A 23,282-nucleotide genomic window follows, 5' to 3' on the forward strand; every position below is an offset into this window, starting at 1 on the left:
CTCAAACCGCCGTAATCAATGCAGCAAGGGCTAACACGTTGCAGCAGCAGGGGAAAGTGTCGCCTCCAGGTCCACCCAGATCGGCAGATGGTCGGAGGCCACGCGCGCAGGCCGTGCGATGTGCACACCATGGGCGGCGGCCCGCAGGTCTGCCGTTACCGCCACCCGGTCCAACGCCGCCACGGGGCGCGGCGCAGGGAAACTGCGGGCGGTGGCGACGATCCCGATGCCTGGCGTCAAGGCGTCCAGCGGGCGGGGCGATCCCCATTCGTTGAAGTCGCCTGCAATCACGGTCGGCAAAGGGGCGAGCGGCGCAAGATGGCGCATGATGGCCTGCAATTGTAGATGCCGGAACCGCCGGATCAGCCCCAGATGGGTGCCAATCACGCGTAATGGACCGATGCTGGTCTGCACATCCGCCCGAATGGCCCCCCGTGGCTCCAGCCCTGGCAGGTCCAGATGGGCGGTTGCCAAAACCTCCACACTGGGACGCGCCAGCATGGCATTGCCGTGCCACCCCAAAGAGCCGCCGGGCTGCCCAAACGGCAGGATACGCCAACCGTGATCTTCAACCATATCATGGGGAAGGGCGGCAGGACGGGGTGGCATCCGTTTGTCTGCTTCTTGCAGAACTACCAGATCCGCCTCCAACGCTTCGATCACCTGCAGGCTGCGGGCAGGGCGGCGGCGCAGGTCCAGACCAACACATTTTTGCAGGTTATAGCTTGCAAGACGAAGGCGCGGTACACTCATACAAAGAAGATATGCAAAGGCTGAGGAGATTTCACCCTGTTTGCCGAACAAACCCGACTGGCCCGCACGATTTGGCTGTTGCTCCTGTGTTTTGCAGGCGGCGCGGTGCTGCTGGGGCGCTGGCATCCGGCCTTTGTGGCCTCGGTGACATTGGTGCTGTCCATCGCGCCGCTGGTGTTGTCGCGGTGGGCGCAGGTGGTGGTGCCGCCCAGTTTCATTGCAGCGATTGTGTTGTTTGTGGGTGGAACCCTGTTTCTGGGCGAGGCCTTTGATTTCTATGAACGGTTCTGGTGGTGGGACATCGCCATGCATGGCAGTTCTGCTGTTGGGTTCGGGCTGGTTGGGTTTGTACTGATTTTCATGATGTTTCAGGGCGACACCTACGCCGCGCCGCCCTGGGCGGTGGCGCTGTTTGCCTTCAGTTTCGCCATGGCGGTGGGTGCGTTATGGGAGGTGTTTGAATTTGCGATGGACCAGCTTTTTGGCCTCAATATGCAGAAATCCGGCCTGCTGGACACGATGGGCGATCTGATCGTTGATGCGATCGGTGCCCTTGTCGGTGCCGGGTCCGGCTGGCTGTATCTGCGGTTTCAAGGCCGTCGTGGTCCGATGGCCCTGATCGAGGAATTTGTCCGCAAGAACCCGCGTTTCTTCACCCGACTGCGCCGCAAATAGCGCCTAGGTGCCGCAGAATGTGGCCTGTACCACCTCGCTGTCCAGCGGCGGGTGGGTCAGATCCTCGGCCTCGGGCTGGGTATCATAGGGGCGTGACAGAACCTTTTGTAGCCGTTCAAACGGGGCATAATCACCCGCCACTGCTGACTGGATCATCTGCTCCACTCGATGATTGCGCGGGATGACGCATGGGTTGACCGAGGCCATCAGCGCCTCTGGCTCAGGTTCATCCTGCAGACGTTTGCGCCAGCCCGTTTCCCAATCATCAAACCGTGCCGGATCGGTGAACTGGTCCCGAGTTCCGCCTGCGCTGAGAGCGCGGAACGTATTGGTAAAATCGGCGCGGCCTTCGGCCATGCGGGTCAACAGGTCGCTGATCAACGTCTCATCCCCATCGCGCACATGGGTGATCCCGATTTTCTGCGCAAAGACCCGCCGCCATTCGCTGCGGATCAGGGCGGGCATGGCATTCACGGCAGCGGTAAATTCTTTCACAGCCGCATCGGTGTTTTCCACCAGAGGCACCATCGAAGAGGCAAACTGCGCCATGTTCCAGGCGATGATGTTGGCCTGATTGTCATAGGAGTAGCGGCCCTGGTGATCGATCGAACTATAGACCGTAACTGGATGATAAGTGTCCATAAAAGCCGCCGGGCCAAAGTCAATGGTTTCACCGGAAAGGCTGGTATTGTCGGTGTTCATCACCCCGTGAATGAAACCGATGGACATCCATTTCACCACCAGCGCCACCTGACGCGCAATGACCGCTTTCAGCAGGTCCAGCGGGGTTTCCGCAGCGGGATAATGTCGGTTAACGGTGTAGTCGAACAGCGTATTCAGCGCCTCGACATCGCCGCGGGCATAGAAATACTGGAACGTCCCGACTCGGATATGGCTGCTGGCCACACGGGTCAGAACCGCGCCAGGAAGGCCGGTTTCGCGTTGCACCCTTTCGCCAGTATCGACAGCGGCAAGGGCGCGGGTTGTGGGCACCCCAAGGGCATGAAACGCCTCACTCAGCAGGTATTCGCGCAAGACCGGTCCCAGCCACGCCCGGCCATCGCCATTGCGTGAAAACGGGGTGCGGCCGGAGCCTTTCAGCTGGATGTCGAAGCGCTGACCGTTCTGGTCCAGAACTTCGCCCAACAACAGGGCCCGCCCGTCGCCAAGTTGCGGGGAAAAGCCGCCGAATTGGTGGCCCGCATAGACCTGCGCCAGAGGATCCGCCCCATCCGGCACCTGATTGCCGCCAAATACGGCGGCCGCCTCAGACTCTGTTCCGGTCGTGATCCCCAGATCCGCCGCCAGCGCGTGGTTAAACGCCAACAGTTTCGGAGCTTTGACAGGGGTTGCCGATTGGCGGTGATAAAACCGCTCGGGCAGGGTGCCATAGCTGTTGTCGAACGGGATGTGGAGGGCAGGGCGCGCGCTATCATTCATGTGCCGCAAGCTAACGCGCCACGCCACAAAGGCAATCGCCAAAGCGGCAATGCAACCGGTCTTTCTGCCTTAGCTTTCGCGTGTCATCAGAACGTAGCCATCCCGCGGGGTGAAGTGCAGCCGCTTGTAGAACCGTTGTGCGGGTTCATCATCGGCACGCACCTCCAGATGCAACGCCTTCAGGCCCGCGCCCGCCAGCGCTTTGGGCAGCTCGCTCAGCACCTCATGGCCAATGCCGCGTCCCCGCACGGAAGGACGCAAGAATATCTCATCCACCGTCCCGTCGAGCCCGCCAAATTCCACCGACCAGCCAAAGCTGATCACCACATAGCCAATCGGCGCCATCCGTGGCCCGATCAGGTAGCAGGCCCCCAGCGGGCTGCCTTCCAGCAAAGGGGTCAAGGCCGCAGTGCGATGCGCCTCATCCGTTGAAATCCCCATATGATCATGAAAGGCAGCCACCAGTGGCAGCAGCTTGGGCAGATCTTCGGGGCGGGCAAGGCGCAGCGCGGTCATGGGTTAATCCGCACCAAGAGGCGCGATACGTTCCGCGATCAGCGCAAAGAAACCATCCGCATCAATGTCACGCATGAAGGTCGCGTTGGGATCGCGGCCTGAGACCCGCCACCAGTCGGCAACGGTCATACCCATCGTCAGCTCGGATTCAGTCTCGATCTCGACGTTGATGTGGCGGCCTTGGAACAGCTCGGGCTTAATCAGGTAGGCGGTGACGCAGGGGTCGTGTAGCGGCGCGCCGTCGCTGCCGTATTTCTCCTTGTCGAACCTCTCGAAGAAATCGGTCATCTCGGCCACAGCCACGCCCACACGATTGCCGATGTTGCGGAACCGTTCATTGCGTTCAGGTGTGACCAGCGCCTTGTGGGTCACGTCCAGCGGCATCACGACGATCGGCACGCCCGAGCCAAAGACAATCTTGGCCGCCTGCGGATCCACGTAGATGTTGAACTCGGCCGTTGGGGTGATGTTGCCAACCTCAAAATAGGCGCCACCCATCAGCACAATTTCGCGCACCTTCTCGACGATCTCCGGTGCTTTTTCAAAGGCCGTAGCAATATTGGTCAGCGGTCCCAGCGGGCAGAGCGTCACCGTGCCGGCTGGTTCATTGCGTAGGGTTTCGATGATGAAATCCACCCCATGCTGGTCCTGCAACTGCATGGTTGGGTCGGGCAGAACCGGACCGTTAAGGCCGGTTTCACCATGCACGTGTTCCGCCGTCACCAGAGGACGCCCCATCGGGCGATCACAACCGGCAAACACCTTCACATCCGGGCGCCCTGCCAGTTCGCAGACCCGGCGTGCATTGGATTCTGTCAGCGAAAGCGGGACGTTACCGGCCACAGCTGTAATGCCAAGCACCTCGATCTCTTCAGGGCTGCCAAGCGCCAGCAGAATGGCGACCGCGTCGTCCTGACCGGGGTCGGTGTCTATGATAATTCTGTGCTTTGCGCCGGGTGTGCTCATCTGGGTCTCCTTCGTGAAGGAGGGACTTTGACGATTGCCGCCCCGGATGTCCAGACAGGAGAGTTACGGGACAGCGGAAATCTGCAGTCAACGCAGAAGGAATGCCAATGAGCTGCCCCAATGGAAAAAGGCGGCACTGATAAGCGTCGCCTTTCAAGTCTCAATTCAAACTGGATCCAGCCGTCAGATCAGTTGTCGAAATCAACCTGTTCGGTCAATTTCAGTGCGGCGCTACGCAGCGCTGCGAGGGTCATCAGGTTGACGTCATCCGCCGCAAAGTCACCCCAGCTTTTGACCAGCCCCACCGGCTCGGTGCCCGGAGCAATCGGGTATTCAAAGTTGGCGTCTGCGTAGATTTCCTGTGCAACCGGCGAGGTCAGGAATTCCATCATCTTCAGCGCGTTCTCTTTGTTCGGAGCCGCTTTGGTCATTGCCACACCCGAGATGTTCACATGGGTGCCCGCACCTTCGAAGGTCGGGAAGACGATGTTGACGCTTTCCGCCCAGTCTTTCTGTTCGTCATCCGACAGCATTTTGCCCATGTAATAGGTGTTGCCGATGGCAATGTCGCATTCACCGGACCAGATCGCCTTGACTTGGGCGCGGTCGTTGCCCTGCGGTTTACGGGCGAGGTTGGCCTTCACGCCTTCCAGCCAGGTTTTTGCACCCTCTTCGCCAAGGTGATGGATCACAGCTGCGGTCAGGGCAACGTTATAGGCGTTGGTGCCGGAACGGGTGCAGATGCGGCCCTTCCACTTGGGGTCAGCTAGATCTTCATAGGTGGTGACTTCGCCCTCGGCCACGCGGTCCTGGGAGGCGTAAACGATCCGGGCACGAGTGGTCAGACCCCACCAGTGGTTTTCCGGATCGTGATAGAGCGCCGGCACATTGGCCTTCAGCGCGTCCGAGGTCACCGGCTGGGTGACGCCGGCGTTCACAACCGCCGCAAGGCGCGAGATATCAACGGTCAGAACCAGATCCGCCGGAGACCGGTCGCCTTCGGCCTGCAGACGTTCCACCATACCTTTTTTCAGGTAGGCCACGTTCACCTTGATGCCGGTTTCTTTGGTGAAAGCATCGGTCAGCGGCTTGATCAGCTCGGGCTGGCGGTAGGAATAAACGTTCACTTCGCCGTCAGCGGCAGCGGGGGCGGCAACAGCAGCCAGACCCAGAGCGGTCAGCGCGGCGGTTTTGATCTGTTTCAGCATGAGAACCTCTTGCAGGGCATGTATGTGCTTTGAATCACGGATTTCTTGCCCGACGGTGTGTCTGACAATTTTAGTCGGGTCAATACTTGAATTATTGAGTCGGGAATTAACGCCTGGATTTGGCAGCCGTTTTTTCCGCCAGTTTAACCGCATCCCACAGCGCATCCATCTCTTCTAGATCGCTGTCTTCCGGCCGTTTGCCCATAGCTGCCAGCCGCGCTTCAACCCCTTCAAAACGTCGGGTGAACTTGGCATTTGCCGCCCGCAGCGCGCCCTCTGGTTCAACCCCCATATGGCGGGCAAGATTGGCCATGACAAACAACAGGTCGCCAAATTCTTCCTCCACTTCGGCCTGCGTCAGCTGGTCGCGTGCCTCTACCAGCTCCTGTGTCTCCTCAACAATCTTATCCAGCACGTGACTGGCATCCGGCCAGTCAAAGCCAACCCGCGCGGCGCGGTTCTGCAGCTTCAGCGCCCGCAACAGGGCAGGGAGGCCCACGGCCACCCCTTCCAAGGTGCCTTTCTGCGCCTTGTCGGCCCGCTCCGCTGCCTTGATCGCCTCCCAGTCTTTGGTCTGCTGCTCTGCTGATTTGTCGCGGCTTTCTTCACCAAAGACATGGGGATGACGCAGCACCATCTTGTCCGACATGGTGTCGGCAACGTCATTGAAGCTGAACAGCCCCGCCTCTTCGGCCATCTGGGCGTGGAACACCGACTGAAACAGCAGATCGCCCAATTCGCCTTTTAATTCGCCCCAGGCTTCGCGTTCGATCGCGTCAGAGACCTCATAGGCTTCCTCGATGGTGTAGGGGGCGATGGTGGCAAAGGTCTGCTCAATGTCCCAGGGGCAGCCGGTTTCGGGATCCCGCAGCGCCCGCATGATTTCCAGCAAACGATCCATCCCGCCTTTGGGATCATGGATCAGGGCGTCGTTGCGTGGCGTGCTCATCGAGGGGCTCCGGTTTTAGGTGTTAGAATTACGCGCACGTTAAGCAAACTTGACCAATTGTGAAACACGAATACGCTCACAAAAAAGCCCGCACAAAATGGGCGGGCTTCCTAAGAGTTATCTCTTTGCGTGTTCAGAACCGAATGCCGGTACGCAGAGATACCGTATTGATGCGGGTCTCAAAGTCTTCGGTCGCCGAGAGCTCATCATCCATTTTATGAACAGCAAACTCAGCACCAACAAAAACCTTCTGTGTCACCATATGCTCAACACCGAGGCCGAGAACGGTGCCTTTCTGGTCGTAAACCGGACCGCCATCAAAGAAGGACGAAGAGGAAACTCCAGCGACGCCATAGAAAAGGGTCTTATTTTTGGCCAGACCGAACCGCGCCTTCACGCTCTTTACGTCGTTCAAATGGGTAGCCGGGAAGCCAACGGGCACCGTGTCAACTTTGGAAAGTGACGCTTCAAGGCCGACGACATAATTGCCGATTTGCCTGTCATAGCCAATGAAGCCACCAAAAGTGGTGTCGTCTTGCAGATCCGCACCGTTGAACAAGACGTCATTCACAAGATATTCGACACGCCCTGTCTGTTTGCTGACCTGCAAACCGGCGCGAACACCTGTCCAGTCGACAGCTGCGGGCGTAGCCAGTGCTGGCGATTGAGTCGCCGCGTCCGGACTTCCTGCCATCGCAATTGAAGCGCTCATCGAAATCAATGTGGCAGCGGCTACAGACTTGGTAATATTCATTTAATGTCCCTCATTTTTGTCTTGCGGTTTTGACCATTGCGCGTTTCGAGAGTCCATAGAACAACTTTGGAATGGGCCTCTTCACACGTTGTTGTCGGGCAATTGCAACAATGGGAAGAGCAGGCTAGACCTGAGGCAAGAGAGAGAGTTTTAGGAGCGCTATAATGCCCGTCATCAATCGTATCGCTGGTTTTGCAGAAGACATGACCGCCTGGCGCCGCCATTTGCATGAAACACCTGAGCTGGGTTTTGACTGTTTTGAGACCGCCGCATTTGTTGAGGGCAAGCTGAAAGAATTCGGGATCACCGAGATTCACACCGGCATCGCCAAGACCGGTATCGTGGCGCTGATCCGCGGTCAGGACGCCGACACCGGCCCCGTAATCGGGCTGCGCGCCGATATGGACGCCCTGCCGATGACTGAGGAAACCGGGCTGCCCTATGCCTCAAAGGTGGAAGGCAAAATGCACGCCTGCGGCCATGATGGACATACCACCATGCTGTTGGGTGCGGCGAAATACCTGAATGAAACCAAGAACTTTTCCGGCACTGTTGCGCTGATCTTTCAGCCGGCTGAGGAAGACGGCGGTGGCGGTGGCGTCATGGTCGAAGAAGGTGTGATGGACCGGTTCAACATCAAAGAGGTCTACGGCATCCACAACGCGCCGGGCGTGCCGTTTGGCGAGATGCAGACCACCCCTGGCCCGATCATGGCGGCGGTGGACACCTTCCACATCAACATCACCGGTGTTGGCGGCCATGGCGCCATGCCGCATCACTCCAAAGACCCCGTTGTGGCGGCTGTTGGCATTGTGCAGGCGATCCAGACAATCTCGAGCCGGAACCACTATGCGCTGAACGATCTGGTCATCTCGGTCACCCAGATCCACACCGGCTCTGCTGAAAATGTGATCCCGGAAACCGCCTATATCAATGGCACCGTGCGGACCTTTGACAAAGAGGTTCAGGCGATGGTGATGCTGCGGATGCAGGAGATCTGTAACGGCATGGGCCCAGCCTATGGTGTTGAGGCCAAACTGGATTATGAGGTCTGGTATCCGGCCACCGTGAATGATGCCGCCAAGACAGCCTTTGCCGCCGATGTTGCCCGCGATGTTGTGGGGGCAGACAATGTGCTGGACGATATCAGCCGCGAAATGGGGGCCGAGGATTTCTCCTACATGCTGGAGGCACGGCCGGGCGCCTACCTGTTCCTTGGGGCAGGTGAGGGGCCTGCGGTGCATAACCCCAAATACAATTTCAACGATGAAATCAGCCCCATCGGCGCCTCCTTCTTTGCCCGTCTTGTGGAAACCGCCCAGCCTGCAAAATAGCGCGCGACGCGCCATGAAGAGGGCTCTTTGTGATTGACCTGCCGCCGCAAGGCGGTAGGATTTGATCAAATTACGACAGGAGCAGCCGTCATGGCCTTGGAAGATGCAAAAACCCAGATCGATATGGCCTTCACGCGCAAGGACCTGAAGGGGCTGAGTTATGAGAACACCTTTGGCGGCGCGACCTCTTTCCTGCGACGGAAATACACCAAGGACCTGACCGGCGTAGATCTGGCGGTAACCGGTGTGCCGTTTGATCAGGCGGTCACCAACCGCCCCGGCAGCCGCTTTGGGCCGCGCGCCATCCGCGAGGCGTCCAGCCTACAACCCTATGACCCGCCCTATGGCTGGGATGGCTTTGATCCGCTGGGGGAATTTTCCATCGTTGACTATGGCGATCTGGCCTTTGACTACGCCAAAAACCGCAACCTTCCCTTCGCTGCTGGAGGAGCATTTCCGGACCCTGCTGGTGGGCAATGTGGGCACCATCACTTTGGGCGGCGATCACTATATCACCTTGCCAATCCTGAAGGCCTACGCTGAAAAATACGGCCCCCTCTCGGTGATCCAGGTTGACGCGCATTCCGACCTCTGGGCCGATGATGACTACGAGCGTATCGACCACGGCACCTTTATGTATAAGGCGGTGAAACTGGGGCTGGTGGACCCGAAGCGCTCGGTCCAGATCGGCATTCGCACAGAATGTGACGATTATCTGGGCATGCAGATGATCGACGCCCGCACCGTGCATGAGGCCGGTCCCGCAGAGGTGGCGCGGCGGGTGAAAGAGATTGTGGGCGACAATCAGACCTATCTGACCTTTGACATCGACGGGCTGGATCCGGCCTTTGCGCCAGGTACAGGCACGCCGGTCTGGGGCGGCCTCAGTTCCGGTCAGGCGGCGATCCTGCTGCGGGATCTGGCAGGCATCAATCTGGTGGGCGGCGACGTAGTTGAGGTCTCGCCCCCGTTCGACACCACCGGCGCCACTGCCGTGGCCGGCGCCCATGTGGCGATGGAGCTGATCTGCCTTTGGGGCTGGACGCGACGGCAGCGTTGATCCTGCGCTCTTGGTGGGGTCAGGATGCCTGCGGCGCGGATATTTGGACCAAGAAGAACAGGCTGCGCGGCAGCAAACGGAGGCGCATGTGATGAAATGGGTGATCCTGATTGTGGTGGTTCTGGCGGGCTATGTCCGGCTGGCCCCGAGCGACCCGGCGCGCTGGCACCGTGCGGTGGAAGGGGACGCCGACCGTATTGGTGAGGCAGCGTTGTGCGATTGGCCGCTGTGGATCTGGCGGCGCTGGATCAGGTGGCGCGGAATTGGCCGCGCACTTCGGTTCTGGCGGGATCTGTTGCAGAGGGCGGGTGACGTATATCACACGGTCCGCCTTTTGGGGCTTTCCCGATTACACCACAGTCGAGACACGTCCCGACGGGGTGGCAATCTACGCGCGGCTACGATTTGGGCGCCGGGACTTTGGTGTCAATGGCAAACGGGTTGCCGGCTGGCTGGACGCTCTGCAATAGCGATTGCGGCAGGGCAGAGGTGAAAACAGCCCTGCGACACCTCGCGCCACATCGGCACATTCAACGACATCTGACATTGTGCCATGAACATCCGCCCATCGACCTGCAGGCAGATGGTCTGGCCCAGCTCAATGCGGGGCACCAGAGGTGTCGGTGCAAAAACACTCGATCGTCTTGCCGCCATGGGTGACATCTGCCAACAACGGCCCTGCCGCGAGGCTGGCAGCCACAAGTGAGATATGTGCAAGAAATCGGGCCATGCCCCATGCTAGCACGGCAGCGCCTCTTGACCAAATCACCAGAATGCGAAACACCCATCCCCATGATTTCATTGGACCGACTAGAGCAGATCACCGCCCGCATGGGCTATATTGAGGCGCAGATGGCCGAGGGCCTTGGCGATATTGCCGCCCTGGGCCGTGAGTATGCCGAATTGCGCCCGGTGGTCGAGCAGATCATCGCCTATAAACAGTTGCTTGCCGACCTTGAAGAGGCGGAGCAGATGCTGGCTGACCCTGAGATGAAGGATCTGGCTGAGGAAGAGCTGCCCGGCTTAAAAGCGGCACTGCCAGAGGCCGAGGCGGCGCTGCAGCTGGCGCTTTTGCCCAAGGATGCTGCGGATGCACGTCCTGCCATGATCGAGATCCGCCCCGGCACCGGCGGCGATGAGGCGGCACTGTTTGCCGGCGACCTGTTGCGGATGTATCAACGCTACGCCGAGGCGCGCGGCTGGGCCTTTCAGATCATCGAGCTGAACGAGACCGAGCTGGGCGGCATCAAAGAGGTCACCGCCCATGTCAAAGGCGAAGGTGTGTTCGCCCGGATGAAATACGAAAGTGGCGTCCACCGGGTGCAGCGGGTGCCTGAAACCGAAAGTGGCGGGCGCATTCATACTTCGGCGGCGACGGTGGCGGTGCTGCCAGAGGCCGAAGATGTGGACGTGCAGATTGACGCCGATGACATCCGGATTGACACCATGCGGTCGTCGGGTGCGGGCGGGCAACACGTGAACACCACGGATTCTGCTGTGCGGATTACCCATATTCCTTCTGGCATCGTGGTCACCAGTTCCGAGAAGTCACAGCATCGCAACCGCGAGATTGCGATGCAGGTGTTGAAAACCCGGCTCTACGATATGGAGCGGCAGCGGATTGACAGTGAACGGTCAGCAGATCGGAAATCACAGGTTGGCTCGGGCGACCGCTCGGAGCGGATCCGCACCTACAACTTCCCGCAGGGTCGGATGACCGATCACCGGATCAACCTGACGCTCTACAAGCTGGATCAGGTGATGCAGGGCGATTTGGATGAGGTCATTGAAGCTTTGATCGCTGATCATCAGGCCGCTCTGCTGGCCGAGACGGGGGCATGAGCACGGTTCAGGCCCTGCTGGTCGCGGCGGGGCGCCGGTTGGCGGCGGCGGGGATTGAGGCAGGCGATGCCCGTGCGTTACTAGCGCATGTTCTGGCTGTGCCAAGGGATCGTTTGATCCTGATGGGGCCGGACGATGTGACGCCGGAAGTCGCTGCGCGGTTTGAAACGGCGTTGCAGGCGCGCCTTGACCACAGGCCGGTGTCCAAGATCACCGGCAGGCGTCTGTTTTGGGGGCGGGAGTTTCAGGTCACCGATGACGTTCTGGACCCGCGGCCCGAAACCGAAAGCCTGATCGCCGAAGCGCTTGCCGGACCAGTGCCCAAACGGTTCCTGGATCTGGGGGCGGGGACGGGCTGCATTCCGCTAACCTTGCTGGCAGAATGGCCCGAGGCGCAGGCCGTTGCGGTGGACGTCAGCGATGCGGCGCTGAATGTCACCCGGCAAAATGCCGAAGCTTTGGGCGTCAACGCGCGGCTGAAGCTGCAGCTGTCGGATTGGTTTGATGCGGTTGAGGGTCATTTTGACCTCATCACCTCAAATCCACCCTATATCTCGGACGCTGAAATGCAGGAGCTGAGCCCTGAGGTGTTTCACCACGATCCGCATCTGGCCCTGACCCCCGGGGGGGACGGCTTGGCCCCTTACAGCGTGTTGGCAAACGGGGCGATGGCGCACCTTTGTGATGGCGGGCGCATTCTGGTGGAGATTGGCTGGAAGCAGGGCGTGGCAGTTGCTGCGATTTTCCAAGATGCTGGTTTACGAGATGTTAAGGTCTTGCCGGATATGGATGGGCGTGACCGTGTGGTTTCAGGGCACAAACCGGCATAAACGGCGGCATTTCGGCGGCGGATCAGGGCAAAACCCACACCAAGCGCCAAAAAATCGCCGATCCTGCGGAAAATATGCGCTTTCCCCTTGTCAGACGGGAACGGGAAAGCTACTCAGAATATGTCGAGACGCTGGATGCCTCCACGCTCCCGTCCGACGCCAAGCCACAAATGTTGTGATCCCGGTAGGTTGTAAGAGCGCAAGAGGCGTGAAACGGGTCCGACAGAGTTGATGTTTGAAGGCTGGACAAAAGTAAGATGAGATCTTCCAAATCGCGTTCGCGATCCAAATCGAACCGTAATAACAACCGGTCCGTTGGGAACATTGTAAACCGCGTGTTTGACAGCTCCGGCCCAGAGGGCAAGGTGCGCGGCACACCGCAGCAGATTATTGAAAAGTACAACCAACTGGCGCGCGACGCCCAGCTGGCCAATGATCGCGTTGCCACTGAAAACTTCCAGCAGCACGCCGAACACTACCTGCGTCTCCTGAGCCAGGCTCAGAAAGAACAGGAAGCCCGCCGTGAGCAGCAGGAACAGCAAAACCGCGACCGTCAGGCCGAGCGCGACCGTGAACGCGCCGCCCGTCAGGAACGCGAGGCTGCGGCAGCAGGCAGTGGTGATCAGCCGGATCTGCTGGACGGTGGTACAGCCGAAGTTGTGGACGCAGGTGCGGACAGCGGCCTGGTGGACACGCCCGAAAGCAAATCGGCCCCGGCAGAGGGACAGCCCGAAGGCAAGAGCGAAAAGCCCAAGCGCAGCCAACAGCGCCCCCGCCGCCCGCGCAAACCCAAGGCAGAGGCCGGTGAAAAGGCGCCAGAAGCGTCAGGCAATCATGACGCACCCAAAGCCGCTCCCAAAGCGGCGCCGGACGCCCCGGAAGCCGCGGAGTAATCTGTCCCCCGGTAAGCAGCACATCAAAGGCCCCTCGCGGGGCCTTTTCTTTTGTGGTGTGGCGTCGGATGAGAGGTCTTTTGCGTCACAGGGCCCGCTGCAAGATCGCCTGTAATGTCGCCAGATCATCTTGGTTCAGTGGCGAGAGCACCTCTTCCAGGGTTCGGCAACCTCTTGCTGAACTTGCAGAACAACTTCGCAACCAGATGGGGTTAAGGCCAAAAGGGTAACACGAGCGTCCTCGGAACTGGGTTGGCGTGTCACCAGGCCTTTCTGTTCAAGCTGCCGCACCATGCGTGTCATTTGCGATTTGTCCCGTTGCATGCGTTCTGTGAGTTTATGCAGAGGCGCTGTGCCAATTTCGTCGAGTGTCAACAGAACCATCGACCCCGTAGGGCCCAGGTTTTCCTTATCAAAATCAGAAGCTTTTGCCTGGATGCGCACGTGGAGTCGGCGCATCAGTCGGTCGATTGTAGTGGCGAGTTGAAGGTTGGGCATCGTTTCTTTAGTTGACTTAGTCCACAAAGTGTTCGTTTGATGTTTGGTAGACTTTATCAACTTTCTTCGGAATCGGAAACACCATGCAAAGCCTTATCCCTCAGCTGCTTCTCAAAACCGCATCGGTACTATGGGTCATTTGGGGATTGGTCCATGTCTTGGCGGGTGTCATGGTGCTTTCCAGCGACGCCACGGGCGGCTTTCAGGCGATCGCCGACTCCGTGCCTGCAGAAGCGCTGCAAGCCGAATATCACGCGGCCGTTGGCGGCGTCCTTAATCAACACGGCTGGAACCTCGCCTGGTTTGGCGTGGTGACCATTCTCGGGGGGATGTTGATCTGGCACGGCAATGTGACATCGATCTGGGTGACGGCCCTGATCGGCGGCATGGCAGATCTGGGCTATCTGCTGTTTGTGGATCTACCGGGCTATGTGAATTTTATTCCCGGTACGGTCATGACCTTTATCTCGGCCAGTGCCATTGTGCTGAGTTTTATTGCCTGGGTGCGCAGGGGCAATAGCGCCTGAGCCAACAACTCACCCCGCCTTAATGGTCCGGGCCAACGCGCAGAATTGTTCCAACCCAACGGTTTCAGCGCGATCTGTTGGTTTGATGCCCGAGGCGATCAGCCGGTCTTCCAGATCGGGGGCAATGCCTTTCAAGGCGGCGCGCAGCATTTTGCGGCGTTGGTTGAAGGCTTGGCCACCACCCGTTCCAGCGTTTTGGCGTCGGCCTCATAGCGCGGCACCTCCAGTGCGGTCAGGTTGACCACGGCGGAATGCACTTTGGGCGGCGGCGAAAAAGCTTCGGGCGGCAGGCCCAGCACAATCCGCGCATCGGTGCGCCATTGCGCCAGAATTGCCAGCCGGCCATAGGCCTTGCTGCCCGGCTGGGCCACAATACGCTCGGCCACTTCGCGCTGGAACATCAAGGTCAGCGAGGTCCAGACCGGCGGCCAGACTTTCGGGGTCAGCCAGCGCACCAGCAGTTCGGTCCCAACATTATAGGGCAGGTTGGCCGCGATGCGGATCGGCGGGGTCAGGTGCTCCAGCGGGTTGACCTCCAGCGCGTCGCCATTGATCACCTCCAGCTTGCCGGGGTAGGCATCGCCGATCTCGGCCAGGGCGGGCATGCAGCGGCTGTCTTTCTCAATCGCCAGCACCTTACGAGCCCCTTCCGCCAGCAGACCGCGGGTCAGGCCGCCGGGGCCGGGGCCAACTTCCAAGACATCACACTCTGACAGGTTGCCTGCCAGCCGTGCGATTTTTGAGGTCAGGTTCAGATCCAGCAGGAAGTTCTGGCCGAGGGATTTTTCGCCGCAATGCCATGGGTGTCGATCACCTGACGAAGTGACGGGAGGGAGTCGATGCCGCTCATGCGGGCTCCTTTAGGGGTTGCTGCGGGCTGCGGCCATACGGGCGGCCATACGCAGGGCGTGGAGGGTCGAACTGGGGTTTGCCAGACCTTTACCTGCAATGTCAAAGGCGGTTCCGTGATCTGGTGAGGTGCGAATGAATGGCAGGCCCAGTGTGACGTTGACCCCTTCATCAAAGCCGATGGTCTTGATCGGGATCAGCGCCTGATCGTGATAGGCACAGACAGCCGCATCATAGCCCGCACGGGCGCGGGCGTGGAACATGGTGTCCGCAGACATTGGCCCCGTCAGATCTAGACCTTCGGCCTGCAAATCTGCAATGGTGGCATTCATCCAGTTAAGCTCTTCGTCCCCCATTGCACCGCCTTCACCGCGTGGGGGTTGAGGCCTGCCACAGCAATTCGGGGTTTCTCCAACCCGAAATCGCGCCGCAGGGCAGCCTCGGTGATGCGGATGGTTTCACTGAGCAGGTCAGGTGTCAGGGCCTGGGGCACTTCGGACAGGGCAATGTGGATGGTTGCCGGCACCACGCGCAGCTCTTCGCAGGCCAGCATCATCACCACGTTTTCTACACCTGCCAAGGCCGCGAGGTATTCGGTGTGACCTGGGTAAGCGAAAGCCGCGCCATCTTTCAGCGCCTTTTTGTGGATCGGCAGGGTGCAAATTGCCCCCGCATCGCCGCTTTGCACCAATTCAACCGCGCGGGCGATCACATCGATCACTCCCTGCGCATTTGCCGGATCCGGTTGACCGGGCGTGGCTGGCGCGGGAAAGTCATGGCGCAGGACTGGCAGACCTTTGGCCATGGCGGCTGCGGCCTCCGACGGGGCGGCGATCTCCACCACTGGCAAGTCGACGGGCAGATGCGCAGGGTCTCCGATCAGAAAGAACGACAGATCTTCTCGCAACGCCTGCCAGCAGGCAGCAGCGATTTCCGGCCCAATCCCCGCAGGTTCCCCACAGGTCAGCGCAATCGGGGCGGTCATTTCTCGTAGATCCGCGCCTCAGAGCGTAACTCTTCCAGATAACCCTGCGCGAAGCTTTCCAGCTGTTGATTGCGCAGCTGCAACGACACCTGCTCGCGCGAGGTGTCTTCGCCCAACGCGGTGCTACGGCCACAGAGCATCAACATCAACAGCTCTTGCCCCTCATTGGTGGTCAGAGTGTAGGAAACCTCATTGTCGTCAAGCTTCGCCAGCTCCAACGAGATGTCGCGGGACAGCTCATTGGGGGCAACTGTTGTGCGGTCTAGCAGCTCTTCCGGCAGGCCGAAGTTGGTGCCGTAAAGGTCATCACAAGTGTCCAGTTCGCTGGCAATCTCAGCCGCTTTGGCAGGTTTTCCGGTGTCCGCCCGCCGGGCAGGCGGTAGGCCGCATATTCCACCGCTGCAATGGTTGGGGCGCGGTAGGCCGTTTCTGCGATCGAGCGCATCTGGAAAATCGCCAAAGCCCCCTGCATCGGGATCACCGAAGAGGTTTCTCCCGGCTCCAGCCCCAGAAGGACAGGGCGCAGCGGTTCCGGCAGCCGGTTGATCGGCAGCCAACCCAGTTTGCCCCCCTGATCGCGGGTTGCCGCAGCAGAGTACTGTTTGGCGGCAGCGGCAAAATCCGTGTAGTTGTCGATCAAGGCCACCTGATCGGCGATTTCCTTGATCTGCGCTTCGTAGCCCTGCTGTAGCGGGATGATGATTCAGACAGCAGCACCTGCACAGCGGCACGATTGCCAAGCGCGTCCATAGCCCGGTCAATATCGGATTCCGAGACAGACACCCGAGGCCCAAAACGACCCCGCACAATCTCGCGCCAGGTCAGCTGAACTTCGATGTAATAAAGGACGGTTTCTTTGATCGACGCCTTCTTTGGGCGATCTCGCGGATAAACTCATCCGGTTTCAGATTTGCCCGCGACGCAAATTCGGTCAGGCCCGTTTTGCAGATCCACTTGTTCAGCTTGAAGCCAAACGACCGCGCCGCCAGCCATTTTCAGACGATCCTCGACCAGTTGTTCGCGGGCCACCGTGTTCAGGTTCCCGGGGACATTCAGCACCTCCAGAAAAGCCGCGCGCTGTTCGATCTCATAGCGGTTGATCACCTGGTCATTGACCCGGATCACCGGGGAAAAACAGCCCTGAGCCATTGGCAGGCGCTGTCGCTACGCCGCCCAGAACACCCGTCGCAAGGGTTGCCGCCAGCAAGGCGTGCCGCATCGTCTGTTTCATCATCTTAATTCCTGCACCTGCGCGTATAACTGTTATCTGTCTTGCCTGCGGAGAACCCGGTGAGGTTCACGGTAAAATCGAGTGACGTCGACGGGTCAACGATAGTGGAAGAGGTGAACCTGCGCGAGAGGGAAAGATTCACGTCCACACATTCATTGCGGTAGGTCACGCCGTATTTCGATTCCGCCAGTTCATTGCTGGCCACATCATAGCGCCAGCCGGCGGACCCGATCCAGTGGCGGGAGAACCGGTAATGCCCGTCCAGCAGCCATTCCGAGATGGTTGCTGTGCGATCCTCCATCGGATCGGCTCCCAGCCAGATGTAAGAGGCGCTGAGGCCTGTGTTCGGCCGCACCCATTCGGCGCGGGCCTCGGCCTTGGAGGCGCGCAGGCTGTCGTCGAAGATTGTACGCGCGGCCAGCGACAGACCATTCGAGGTCTGCCAATAGCCCGAAACCAACAAGTCCGAAGAGGTGCCGGTAAGACCTGAACTGCCCGAGAAGTTGGCGTCCGCATCCGCGCGGTAGACCTGCCCGATGGTCAGATGAGTACGGTCCCCAGTGGGGCCCAACCGGGTCCAGTTCAGGCCAACCGCACCAAGCAGGCCACGTTCCCGTCGGTCCACTTCGGCAAAGCGGGACAGGGAGAACAGGTTGCCGCCGTCAAATTCGACCCGCGTGCTTTCCTCATTGGGCACAGCCGCATTGCTGCCGCCGACCCAGCCGACCATCGCAATCGGCTCCAGCAGATGGGCCGCGCCGCCGTTGCTACGTTTGGCCATCGGCCAGCGCAGGGTCAACTGCGTTTCAGGCGTCAATGATCCGCTCTGACTTTGCGAACTGCTGTCCTGCGACACCAGAAACCCGTCCGCCGCCAGACCCGCTGCATATTCTGCCCTTACCCCAAAGGGCAGGGTCCAGTCCTTGCGCCATTCCACAGCCACATCCGCGCGGGTGACATCGCGGCCAGCAATATCAAGGTTGGAATAGCGATAGAGCGAATTGAAACCGGCATGAAACTGCAAAGTGCCGCCCAGCGAAGCGGGGCGCAGGGTGCGTTCATATTCCGCGGTGCCGATGATCGTTGGCAGGGTCGAGTTGTCTTCGCCCTCGCGCAGGGTTTGATAGGTGATCAAAGCGCCCCGCACATATTCATCCCGTTTCACCCTGGTGACACCAATCTCGCTCTTCAGGCGGTCCTTGCTGGAATAGTCGTAATCCAGCAGATAGGCGTCATCGCTCACCGCTTCGATCTGCAGATCCAGCTTGAAATCGCGTGGAATGTCGAACTGGCCGGTGCCAAAGAGATACCCACGGGTGCCGCTGCGCAGGCTGTCCTCGGAAACGGCCCCTTCAAACGAAATGCGGCCGTTGCGGAAGGCCTGACGGTAGCGCAGTTCCAACGTGGTTGTGTTGTTGGACAGGTAGGGCGTCAGGGTCAGATCGCGGTGATCGCCCATGCGGATGAAATAGGGGATCTTTACCCCCACACCCAGCTGGCTGTTCTGTCTCAGGCTGGGGATCAGGAACCCGGTGGCCCGGTCCAGCGTGGGGTCGGGCAGGCGCAGGCGGGGAAGCCAGAAAACCGGCACATCCAGCACCCGCAACTGGGCGCTTTCGAAGTAGAGCTGACGCGCTTCGGCGTCATGGGTGGTTTTTTTGGCACGGATCTGCCAGAGCGGCGGCTGGTCGCTGTTGCACACCCGGCAAGAGGTCGCCGCAACCTTGTAAAGCTCGGAATAGCGTCCACCCACACGGGTCAACTGATTGGCCGCCAGTTGGGCGCGCTGATTGAAAATCATCCGCGCGCCAACCATCAGACCGTTCTGGAAGGTCGAGTCCAGCTCGGCGCTGTCGGCCAGAACAACCACGGCGTCGCCATCGGTCAGGGTGATCGGGCCTTCGATGATCAGCTGGTCTTGGCGCCGGTCAAAGGTGATCTTCTTGGCCTTCAGGCTGCGCCCGTTGTGGAACACCTCGATATTGCCTCTGGCAATCAACAGGTTGCGCCCCTCAATCCGCAGGCTGTCAGCGATCAGAACGGCAGGTTTAGGTGCAACGGCCGCAGCCTGTTGTGCGGCCACAGCCTGCGGCAGCGCCGTTGCGGTCAGGCCTGCGAAAGCCGTCAAGACGGCTAGGGTGGTGATGCGGGACAGTTTCATCCGTCCTCCATATGTAGCAAGAGACCCAGCGCTAGCAGAACCGCAGCGACAGGCGGCGTCCAGGCCGCCAGCAAAATGGAGATTTGTCCATTTTCGCCAAGGATTTGCGCAAAGTTCCTGATGTAGTAAAGGGTGAAACCCATCATGATAGAGGCCAGCACCGCCAGACCCGTTTTGCCAAAGCGGCTGTGGCGCATGGTGAAGGCCGAGGCAATCATCACCATCGCCACAAGAAACAACGGCCGCGCCAGTTCGCGCTGGAACCACACCGCGTGGCGGCGGGCGGAAAAACCGGCCTCTTCCAGCTGCTCGATATAGACTGGCAGATCCCAGATCGAGATGGCACTGGGCAGGCCAAAACTGTCACGGATCCTTTCCTGCGTCAGGTTCGACGGGATCGACATGCTGGCCACCGCTTCCGCGTCCGCCTCCGGGTTGTCGCTGCCGCCGATGGGCCAGATCTTGGCGTTGGTCAAACTCCAGGCGCCCTGTTGCAGCTCGGCGCGTTCCGCTTCGATCCGGCTGCTGGGGCCGCCCTCGGGCAGGTAGTTGGTGAAGGTTACGTCGAAAAACACAGTGCCCGAAGGATTGGCGCGCTCCGCCCGGATCACCGTCTGACCCGCCACGCTGCCCTGGCGCAGCCACAGGCCCTCGGCGCTGATCGAAAACACCTGGCTGGAGCCACTGCGATAGTTTTCGTACTGGGCTTCATACCGTTTCGATGTCGCCGCCACCACGGGATTGAACACCGCCACCGCAATTGAGCCGATCAGGGCCGCAACCGTCAGCGGCGCCAGAAGAGCCCGCAACGCCGAACGGCCCGCCGCCCGTGTCACCACCAGCTCTGAAGACCGCGCCAAGCCTAAGAACAGGCTGATCGTCGCCAGGATCATCACCAGCGGCAGAATGTCGTAAATGCCCTTTGGCGTATTCAGCAGCGTCAGTTCCACAATATCGCCAAAGGCCACACCGCGCGCCGAGAAACGGCTGATCTGTTCGACCAGATCGATCAGGAACATCAGCAGGAAAAACACCCCAAGGATGCCGCCGAAAATCACCGCAAACTTACGAGCGAAGTAGAGATCCAGCTTCATGCCACGGCCTCCGTTCTGCGCCGCCGTCTGGGCCGCCCGGCCCAGGCCAGCATCACCGAAGACATCGCCACACCAGTGACCGTCGGGGCGTAAACCAACGGCCAGAGATCCGCACTGGAGCGCACGGCGTCGGTCACGATGCCCTCCACCAGCTTGACCACCACCAAAAGCACCAGCGCCGCCACGATCTGCCGCCAGACGCCAAACCGCGAAAATTGCCCCAAAAGCAGCGTGGAAAAACCGATCAAAGCCGCCGCCACACAGAGGAAGGCCTGATTGATCCGAAAATGCAGTTCCTCCGTTACCCGGCCCAAAGTTTCCCCCGTCGCGGCAGCGGTTTCCTGCAATTGCCCAACCATCGATAGGGTGGTCCGGTGACGCAGATGCTGGGCATCCGGTGTTGCCGTGCCCAGAAGGGCGGAAATGTCATAGGCGAAATCGGTAAACTTGGTGGTAAACAACCGGTTGCCGTCACGCTCATGGCTCTGCGCCATCCCATCCAGCATCACCAGTTTCACCACCCCGTCGTCATTGATCAGGAAGGCCTGCGAGGCGGTGTAGGTCAAGCTCCGCTCGGCGTCGCGGCGATCCGACAGAAACACATCGTTCAGCGCGCCGTCCTGGGCAATCTCGCGAATATAAAAGGTGATCCCATCCGCCGGATGCAGAAAAGTGCCTTCGGTCAGCAGTTTGGCGGTGATGTTGCGGGAGATTTCATTTTCGCGCTGCTTCATCTGATCCATTGAGATTGGCACCAGAACATGGGTCAGCAGCGACATCAAAACGCCCACAATCAAACCGTAGAACGCGACGGGGCGCGCCAGCCGCCAGGGGCTGAAGCCCGTAGCCTGCATCACCACCAGTTCAGATTCGTTGCTCAACCGGTTCGTCACATAGACCGAAGCCGCAAAAACCGCCATTGGCAGCACCAGACGGATCACGTTTGGCAGGGTCAGCGCGGTGAATTCCAGAAACACAAAGGCCGATTGCCCATCGCCGATCAGCCGGTCGAACAGGCGCACGGCCTGATTGATCCAGTAGATCGACACCAGCACAAACGAAAAGAAGCCGAACAGCACCATCAGCTGCGACAGCATATATCTGTCGAATCTCGACACTTGGCCCCCCAAGGCAACAAATTCTTGTGCCGGACACTACTGCAACTTGCGACGGGGGAAAACTGCTATCTGGTGTTGTCGGCGGGACGGCGCTAGGACTCTTGCAAACACCTTTGAGGGAGCACGACATGATCGCACCGATTTCCGTAACTTTTGAAGCCACCGAACTGGACCCGCTTGCCGCAGCAGAGGGCCGTGTTGCTGTGATTGTGGATGCCGAAGGCAAGCTGGATCCCGCCGGTCGCCGCCTCAACAAGCTGACCCGCGGCGCTTTGGCCCGCCTAACAGAAGCGGACCGTTTTGCCAAAGCCAAAGCAGGTGAGGTGATCTCGCTGGCGTTTCCAGTGGGGCTGAAGGCCGAAGCACTGGACGTTGTGAAACTGTCGCGCCGCGCCTCAGTCGAAGAGGCCCGCAAAGCTGGCACCGCGTTGGCCCGCGCCAAAGGCGGCAAAGCGCTGCTGCTGGCCGCTGGCAACGCCCGTCACGCAGAACAGATCGGTCTGGGCATCGCGCTGCGTGAATATAGCTTCACCGACCACAAGACGGCTGACTCCGAGCCCGGCGCCGGCGCCCGCATCATGTGCAGCAAACCCGAAGAAGCCAGCGAAGCCGCAGCCCCGCTGCTGGCGATGGCCGATGGCGTGTTCTTCACCCGAGATCTGACCTCAGAGCCGGCCAATGTGCTGACCACCACCGAATTTGCCAACCGTCTGGACGCGCTGAAGGCCATCGGGCTGGAGGTTGAGGTTCTGGAAGAAGACAAGCTGGAAGAGCTGGGCATGGGCAGCCTGCTCTGCGTTGGGCAGGGCAGTGACAGCCCATCCAAAGTGGTGGTGATGCAGTGGAACGGAGGCGAAAAAGACACGGCACCGCTGGCTCTGGTGGGCAAGGGTGTGGTCTTTGACACCGGCGGCATCAGCTTGAAACCGGCCGGTGGCATGGAAGAGATGACCATGGACATGGGCGGCGCGGGCGTTGTGGCGGGGGCAATGAAATCGCTGGCGCTGCGCAAGGCCAAGGCCAATGTTGTGGGCCTTGTTGGTCTGGTGGAAAACATGCCCTCCGGAAATGCCACCCGTCCGGGCGACGTGGTGAAATCCATGAAAGGCGACACCATCGAGGTCATCAACACCGACGCCGAAGGCCGCCTCGTGCTGGCGGATGTGCTGTGGTACGCGCAGGAACGGTTCAAACCAGCCGGCGTGATCGATCTGGCCACCCTGACCGGCGCGATCATCATTGGCCTTGGCCATGAAAACGCTGGTGTTTTCTCCAACGATGACGACCTGTGCAAAGGCTTCCTCAAAGCGGCTGAGGCCGAGGGCGAAGGCGCCTGGCGGATGCCGCTGGGTCAGGCCTATGACGACCTGCTGAAATCACCGATTGCGGATATGAAAAACATCGGTGGCCGCCCTGGTGGCTCGATCACTGCGGCGCAGTTCCTGCAGCGCTTCATTCAGGACGGCACCCCTTGGATCCACCTCGACATTGCGGGTGTGGCCAGCGTGAAGGCGGAAACCCGCTATGCGCCGAAGGGCTCCACTGGGTGGGGTGTGCTGGCGCTGAACCGTCTGGTTGCTGATAAGTTCGAGGCGTAAA

22 protein-coding genes and 4 pseudogenes are annotated in these 23,282 nt (G+C 59.9%); 8 read left to right on the forward strand and 18 right to left on the reverse strand.

What is annotated here, in order from left to right; all coding sequences use genetic code 11:
* Positions 1–30 precede the first annotated feature (30 nt).
* A complete protein-coding gene (locus SIC14_RS16175) occupies positions 31–753 on the reverse strand; it encodes an endonuclease/exonuclease/phosphatase family protein (protein WP_412562942.1) in 723 nt (240 codons plus the stop codon).
* A gap of 78 nt (positions 754–831) precedes the next feature.
* Between SIC14_RS16175 and SIC14_RS16180 the strand changes: the two genes are divergently transcribed.
* Positions 832–1,428 (forward strand): hypothetical protein, encoded by a 597-nt coding sequence (locus SIC14_RS16180; protein WP_412562943.1) that lies wholly within the window; start codon positions 832–834, stop codon positions 1,426–1,428.
* Between the two features lie 3 nt (positions 1,429–1,431).
* Here the strand turns inward: SIC14_RS16180 and SIC14_RS16185 are convergent, their stop codons facing one another.
* The 6 genes from SIC14_RS16185 to SIC14_RS16210 form a co-directional block, all read right to left on the reverse strand.
* Positions 1,432–2,868, reverse strand: a complete 1,437-nt coding sequence (locus SIC14_RS16185) for a protein adenylyltransferase SelO (RefSeq protein ID WP_412562944.1) — start codon at positions 2,866–2,868, stop codon at positions 1,432–1,434.
* Positions 2,869–2,937: 69 nt separating this feature from the next.
* Positions 2,938–3,384: an N-acetyltransferase family protein gene (locus SIC14_RS16190; RefSeq protein ID WP_412562945.1), complete on the reverse strand. Its 447-nt coding sequence runs from the start codon at positions 3,382–3,384 to the stop codon at positions 2,938–2,940.
* Between the two features lie 3 nt (positions 3,385–3,387).
* Positions 3,388–4,350, reverse strand: coding sequence for a nucleoside hydrolase (locus tag SIC14_RS16195; RefSeq protein ID WP_412562946.1), 963 nt, complete (start codon positions 4,348–4,350; stop codon positions 3,388–3,390).
* Between the two features lie 188 nt (positions 4,351–4,538).
* Positions 4,539–5,558 carry a Fe(3+) ABC transporter substrate-binding protein gene (locus tag SIC14_RS16200; protein ID WP_412562947.1) on the reverse strand — a complete coding sequence of 340 codons (1,020 nt, stop codon included), beginning with the start codon at positions 5,556–5,558 and terminating at the stop codon, positions 4,539–4,541.
* Positions 5,559–5,664: 106 nt separating this feature from the next.
* Complete coding sequence (gene mazG / locus SIC14_RS16205; RefSeq protein WP_412562948.1) at positions 5,665–6,507, reverse strand: nucleoside triphosphate pyrophosphohydrolase; 843 nt, start codon at positions 6,505–6,507, stop codon at positions 5,665–5,667.
* 133 nt (positions 6,508–6,640) lie between these two features.
* Positions 6,641–7,261, reverse strand: coding sequence for an outer membrane protein (locus tag SIC14_RS16210; protein WP_412562949.1), 621 nt, complete (start codon positions 7,259–7,261; stop codon positions 6,641–6,643).
* Positions 7,262–7,425: 164 nt separating this feature from the next.
* On the opposite strand from SIC14_RS16210, the gene SIC14_RS16215 reads away from it, so the two are divergent.
* Positions 7,426–8,595 carry a M20 aminoacylase family protein gene (locus tag SIC14_RS16215; protein WP_412562950.1) on the forward strand — a complete coding sequence of 390 codons (1,170 nt, stop codon included), beginning with the start codon at positions 7,426–7,428 and terminating at the stop codon, positions 8,593–8,595.
* Positions 8,596–8,718: 123 nt separating this feature from the next.
* A pseudogene (gene speB, locus SIC14_RS16220) lies at positions 8,719–9,655 on the forward strand (agmatinase).
* A 426-nt stretch (positions 9,656–10,081) separates the two neighbouring features.
* Here the strand turns inward: speB and SIC14_RS16225 are convergent.
* Positions 10,082–10,385, reverse strand: a pseudogene (locus tag SIC14_RS16225) (hypothetical protein).
* A gap of 62 nt (positions 10,386–10,447) precedes the next feature.
* Here SIC14_RS16225 and prfA point away from each other — a divergent pair.
* The 3 genes from prfA to SIC14_RS16240 all read left to right on the forward strand — a co-directional run bounded on the left by prfA (position 10,448) and on the right by SIC14_RS16240 (position 13,220).
* Positions 10,448–11,497, forward strand: a complete 1,050-nt coding sequence (gene prfA / locus SIC14_RS16230; RefSeq protein ID WP_412562951.1) for a peptide chain release factor 1 — start codon at positions 10,448–10,450, stop codon at positions 11,495–11,497.
* Positions 11,494–12,327, forward strand: coding sequence for a peptide chain release factor N(5)-glutamine methyltransferase (prmC, locus tag SIC14_RS16235; RefSeq protein WP_412562952.1), 834 nt, complete (start codon positions 11,494–11,496; stop codon positions 12,325–12,327). The genes prfA and prmC overlap by 4 nt, the downstream gene beginning before the upstream one ends.
* Positions 12,328–12,584: 257 nt before the next feature.
* A complete protein-coding gene (locus SIC14_RS16240) occupies positions 12,585–13,220 on the forward strand; it encodes a DUF4167 domain-containing protein (RefSeq protein ID WP_412562953.1) in 636 nt (211 codons plus the stop codon).
* 135 nt (positions 13,221–13,355) lie between these two features.
* Here the strand turns inward: SIC14_RS16240 and SIC14_RS16245 are convergent, their stop codons facing one another.
* Positions 13,356–13,718 carry a MarR family winged helix-turn-helix transcriptional regulator gene (locus SIC14_RS16245; RefSeq protein ID WP_412562954.1) on the reverse strand — a complete coding sequence of 121 codons (363 nt, stop codon included), beginning with the start codon at positions 13,716–13,718 and terminating at the stop codon, positions 13,356–13,358.
* An 83-nt stretch (positions 13,719–13,801) separates the two neighbouring features.
* On the opposite strand from SIC14_RS16245, the gene SIC14_RS16250 reads away from it, so the two are divergent.
* Complete coding sequence (locus tag SIC14_RS16250; RefSeq protein WP_412562955.1) at positions 13,802–14,245, forward strand: hypothetical protein; 444 nt, start codon at positions 13,802–13,804, stop codon at positions 14,243–14,245.
* A 9-nt stretch (positions 14,246–14,254) separates the two neighbouring features.
* On the opposite strand, the pseudogene rsmA reads toward SIC14_RS16250, so the two are convergent.
* The 9 genes and pseudogenes from rsmA to lptF all read right to left on the reverse strand — a co-directional run bounded on the left by rsmA (position 14,255) and on the right by lptF (position 21,683).
* Positions 14,255–15,095, reverse strand: a pseudogene (rsmA, locus tag SIC14_RS16255) (16S rRNA (adenine(1518)-N(6)/adenine(1519)-N(6))-dimethyltransferase RsmA).
* 10 nt (positions 15,096–15,105) lie between these two features.
* Positions 15,106–16,079: pseudogene (gene pdxA, locus SIC14_RS16260) on the reverse strand (4-hydroxythreonine-4-phosphate dehydrogenase PdxA).
* Positions 16,076–16,297, reverse strand: coding sequence for a hypothetical protein (locus tag SIC14_RS16265; protein ID WP_412562956.1), 222 nt, complete (start codon positions 16,295–16,297; stop codon positions 16,076–16,078). The pseudogene pdxA and the gene SIC14_RS16265 overlap by 4 nt, the downstream one beginning before the upstream one ends.
* Positions 16,298–16,341: 44 nt before the next feature.
* Entirely contained in the window at positions 16,342–16,725 is a 384-nt protein-coding gene (locus SIC14_RS16270) for a peptidylprolyl isomerase (protein WP_412562957.1), read from the reverse strand.
* 248 nt (positions 16,726–16,973) lie between these two features.
* Positions 16,974–17,204 (reverse strand): hypothetical protein, encoded by a 231-nt coding sequence (locus tag SIC14_RS16275; RefSeq protein ID WP_412562958.1) that lies wholly within the window; start codon positions 17,202–17,204, stop codon positions 16,974–16,976.
* Positions 17,188–17,310, reverse strand: coding sequence for a hypothetical protein (locus SIC14_RS16280; RefSeq protein ID WP_412562959.1), 123 nt, complete (start codon positions 17,308–17,310; stop codon positions 17,188–17,190). Before SIC14_RS16280 ends, SIC14_RS16275 begins: the two co-directional genes overlap by 17 nt.
* A gap of 4 nt (positions 17,311–17,314) precedes the next feature.
* Positions 17,315–19,471 (reverse strand): LPS-assembly protein LptD, encoded by a 2,157-nt coding sequence (locus SIC14_RS16285; protein WP_412562960.1) that lies wholly within the window; start codon positions 19,469–19,471, stop codon positions 17,315–17,317.
* On the reverse strand, positions 19,468–20,565 hold the full coding sequence (gene lptG / locus SIC14_RS16290) for an LPS export ABC transporter permease LptG (protein ID WP_412562961.1): 1,098 nt from the start codon (positions 20,563–20,565) through the stop codon (positions 19,468–19,470). Before lptG ends, SIC14_RS16285 begins: the two co-directional genes overlap by 4 nt.
* Entirely contained in the window at positions 20,562–21,683 is a 1,122-nt protein-coding gene (lptF, locus tag SIC14_RS16295; RefSeq protein WP_412562962.1) for an LPS export ABC transporter permease LptF, read from the reverse strand. The genes lptG and lptF overlap by 4 nt, the downstream gene beginning before the upstream one ends.
* A 128-nt stretch (positions 21,684–21,811) precedes the next feature.
* Here lptF and SIC14_RS16300 point away from each other — a divergent pair, with 128 nt between their 5' ends.
* Positions 21,812–23,281 (forward strand): leucyl aminopeptidase, encoded by a 1,470-nt coding sequence (locus tag SIC14_RS16300; RefSeq protein WP_412562963.1) that lies wholly within the window; start codon positions 21,812–21,814, stop codon positions 23,279–23,281.
* Position 23,282: the final 1 nt, after the last annotated feature.

The organism is Thalassobius sp. MITS945101, from assembly GCF_047123305.1.
In the GTDB taxonomy this organism is placed as follows: domain Bacteria; phylum Pseudomonadota; class Alphaproteobacteria; order Rhodobacterales; family Rhodobacteraceae; genus Thalassobius.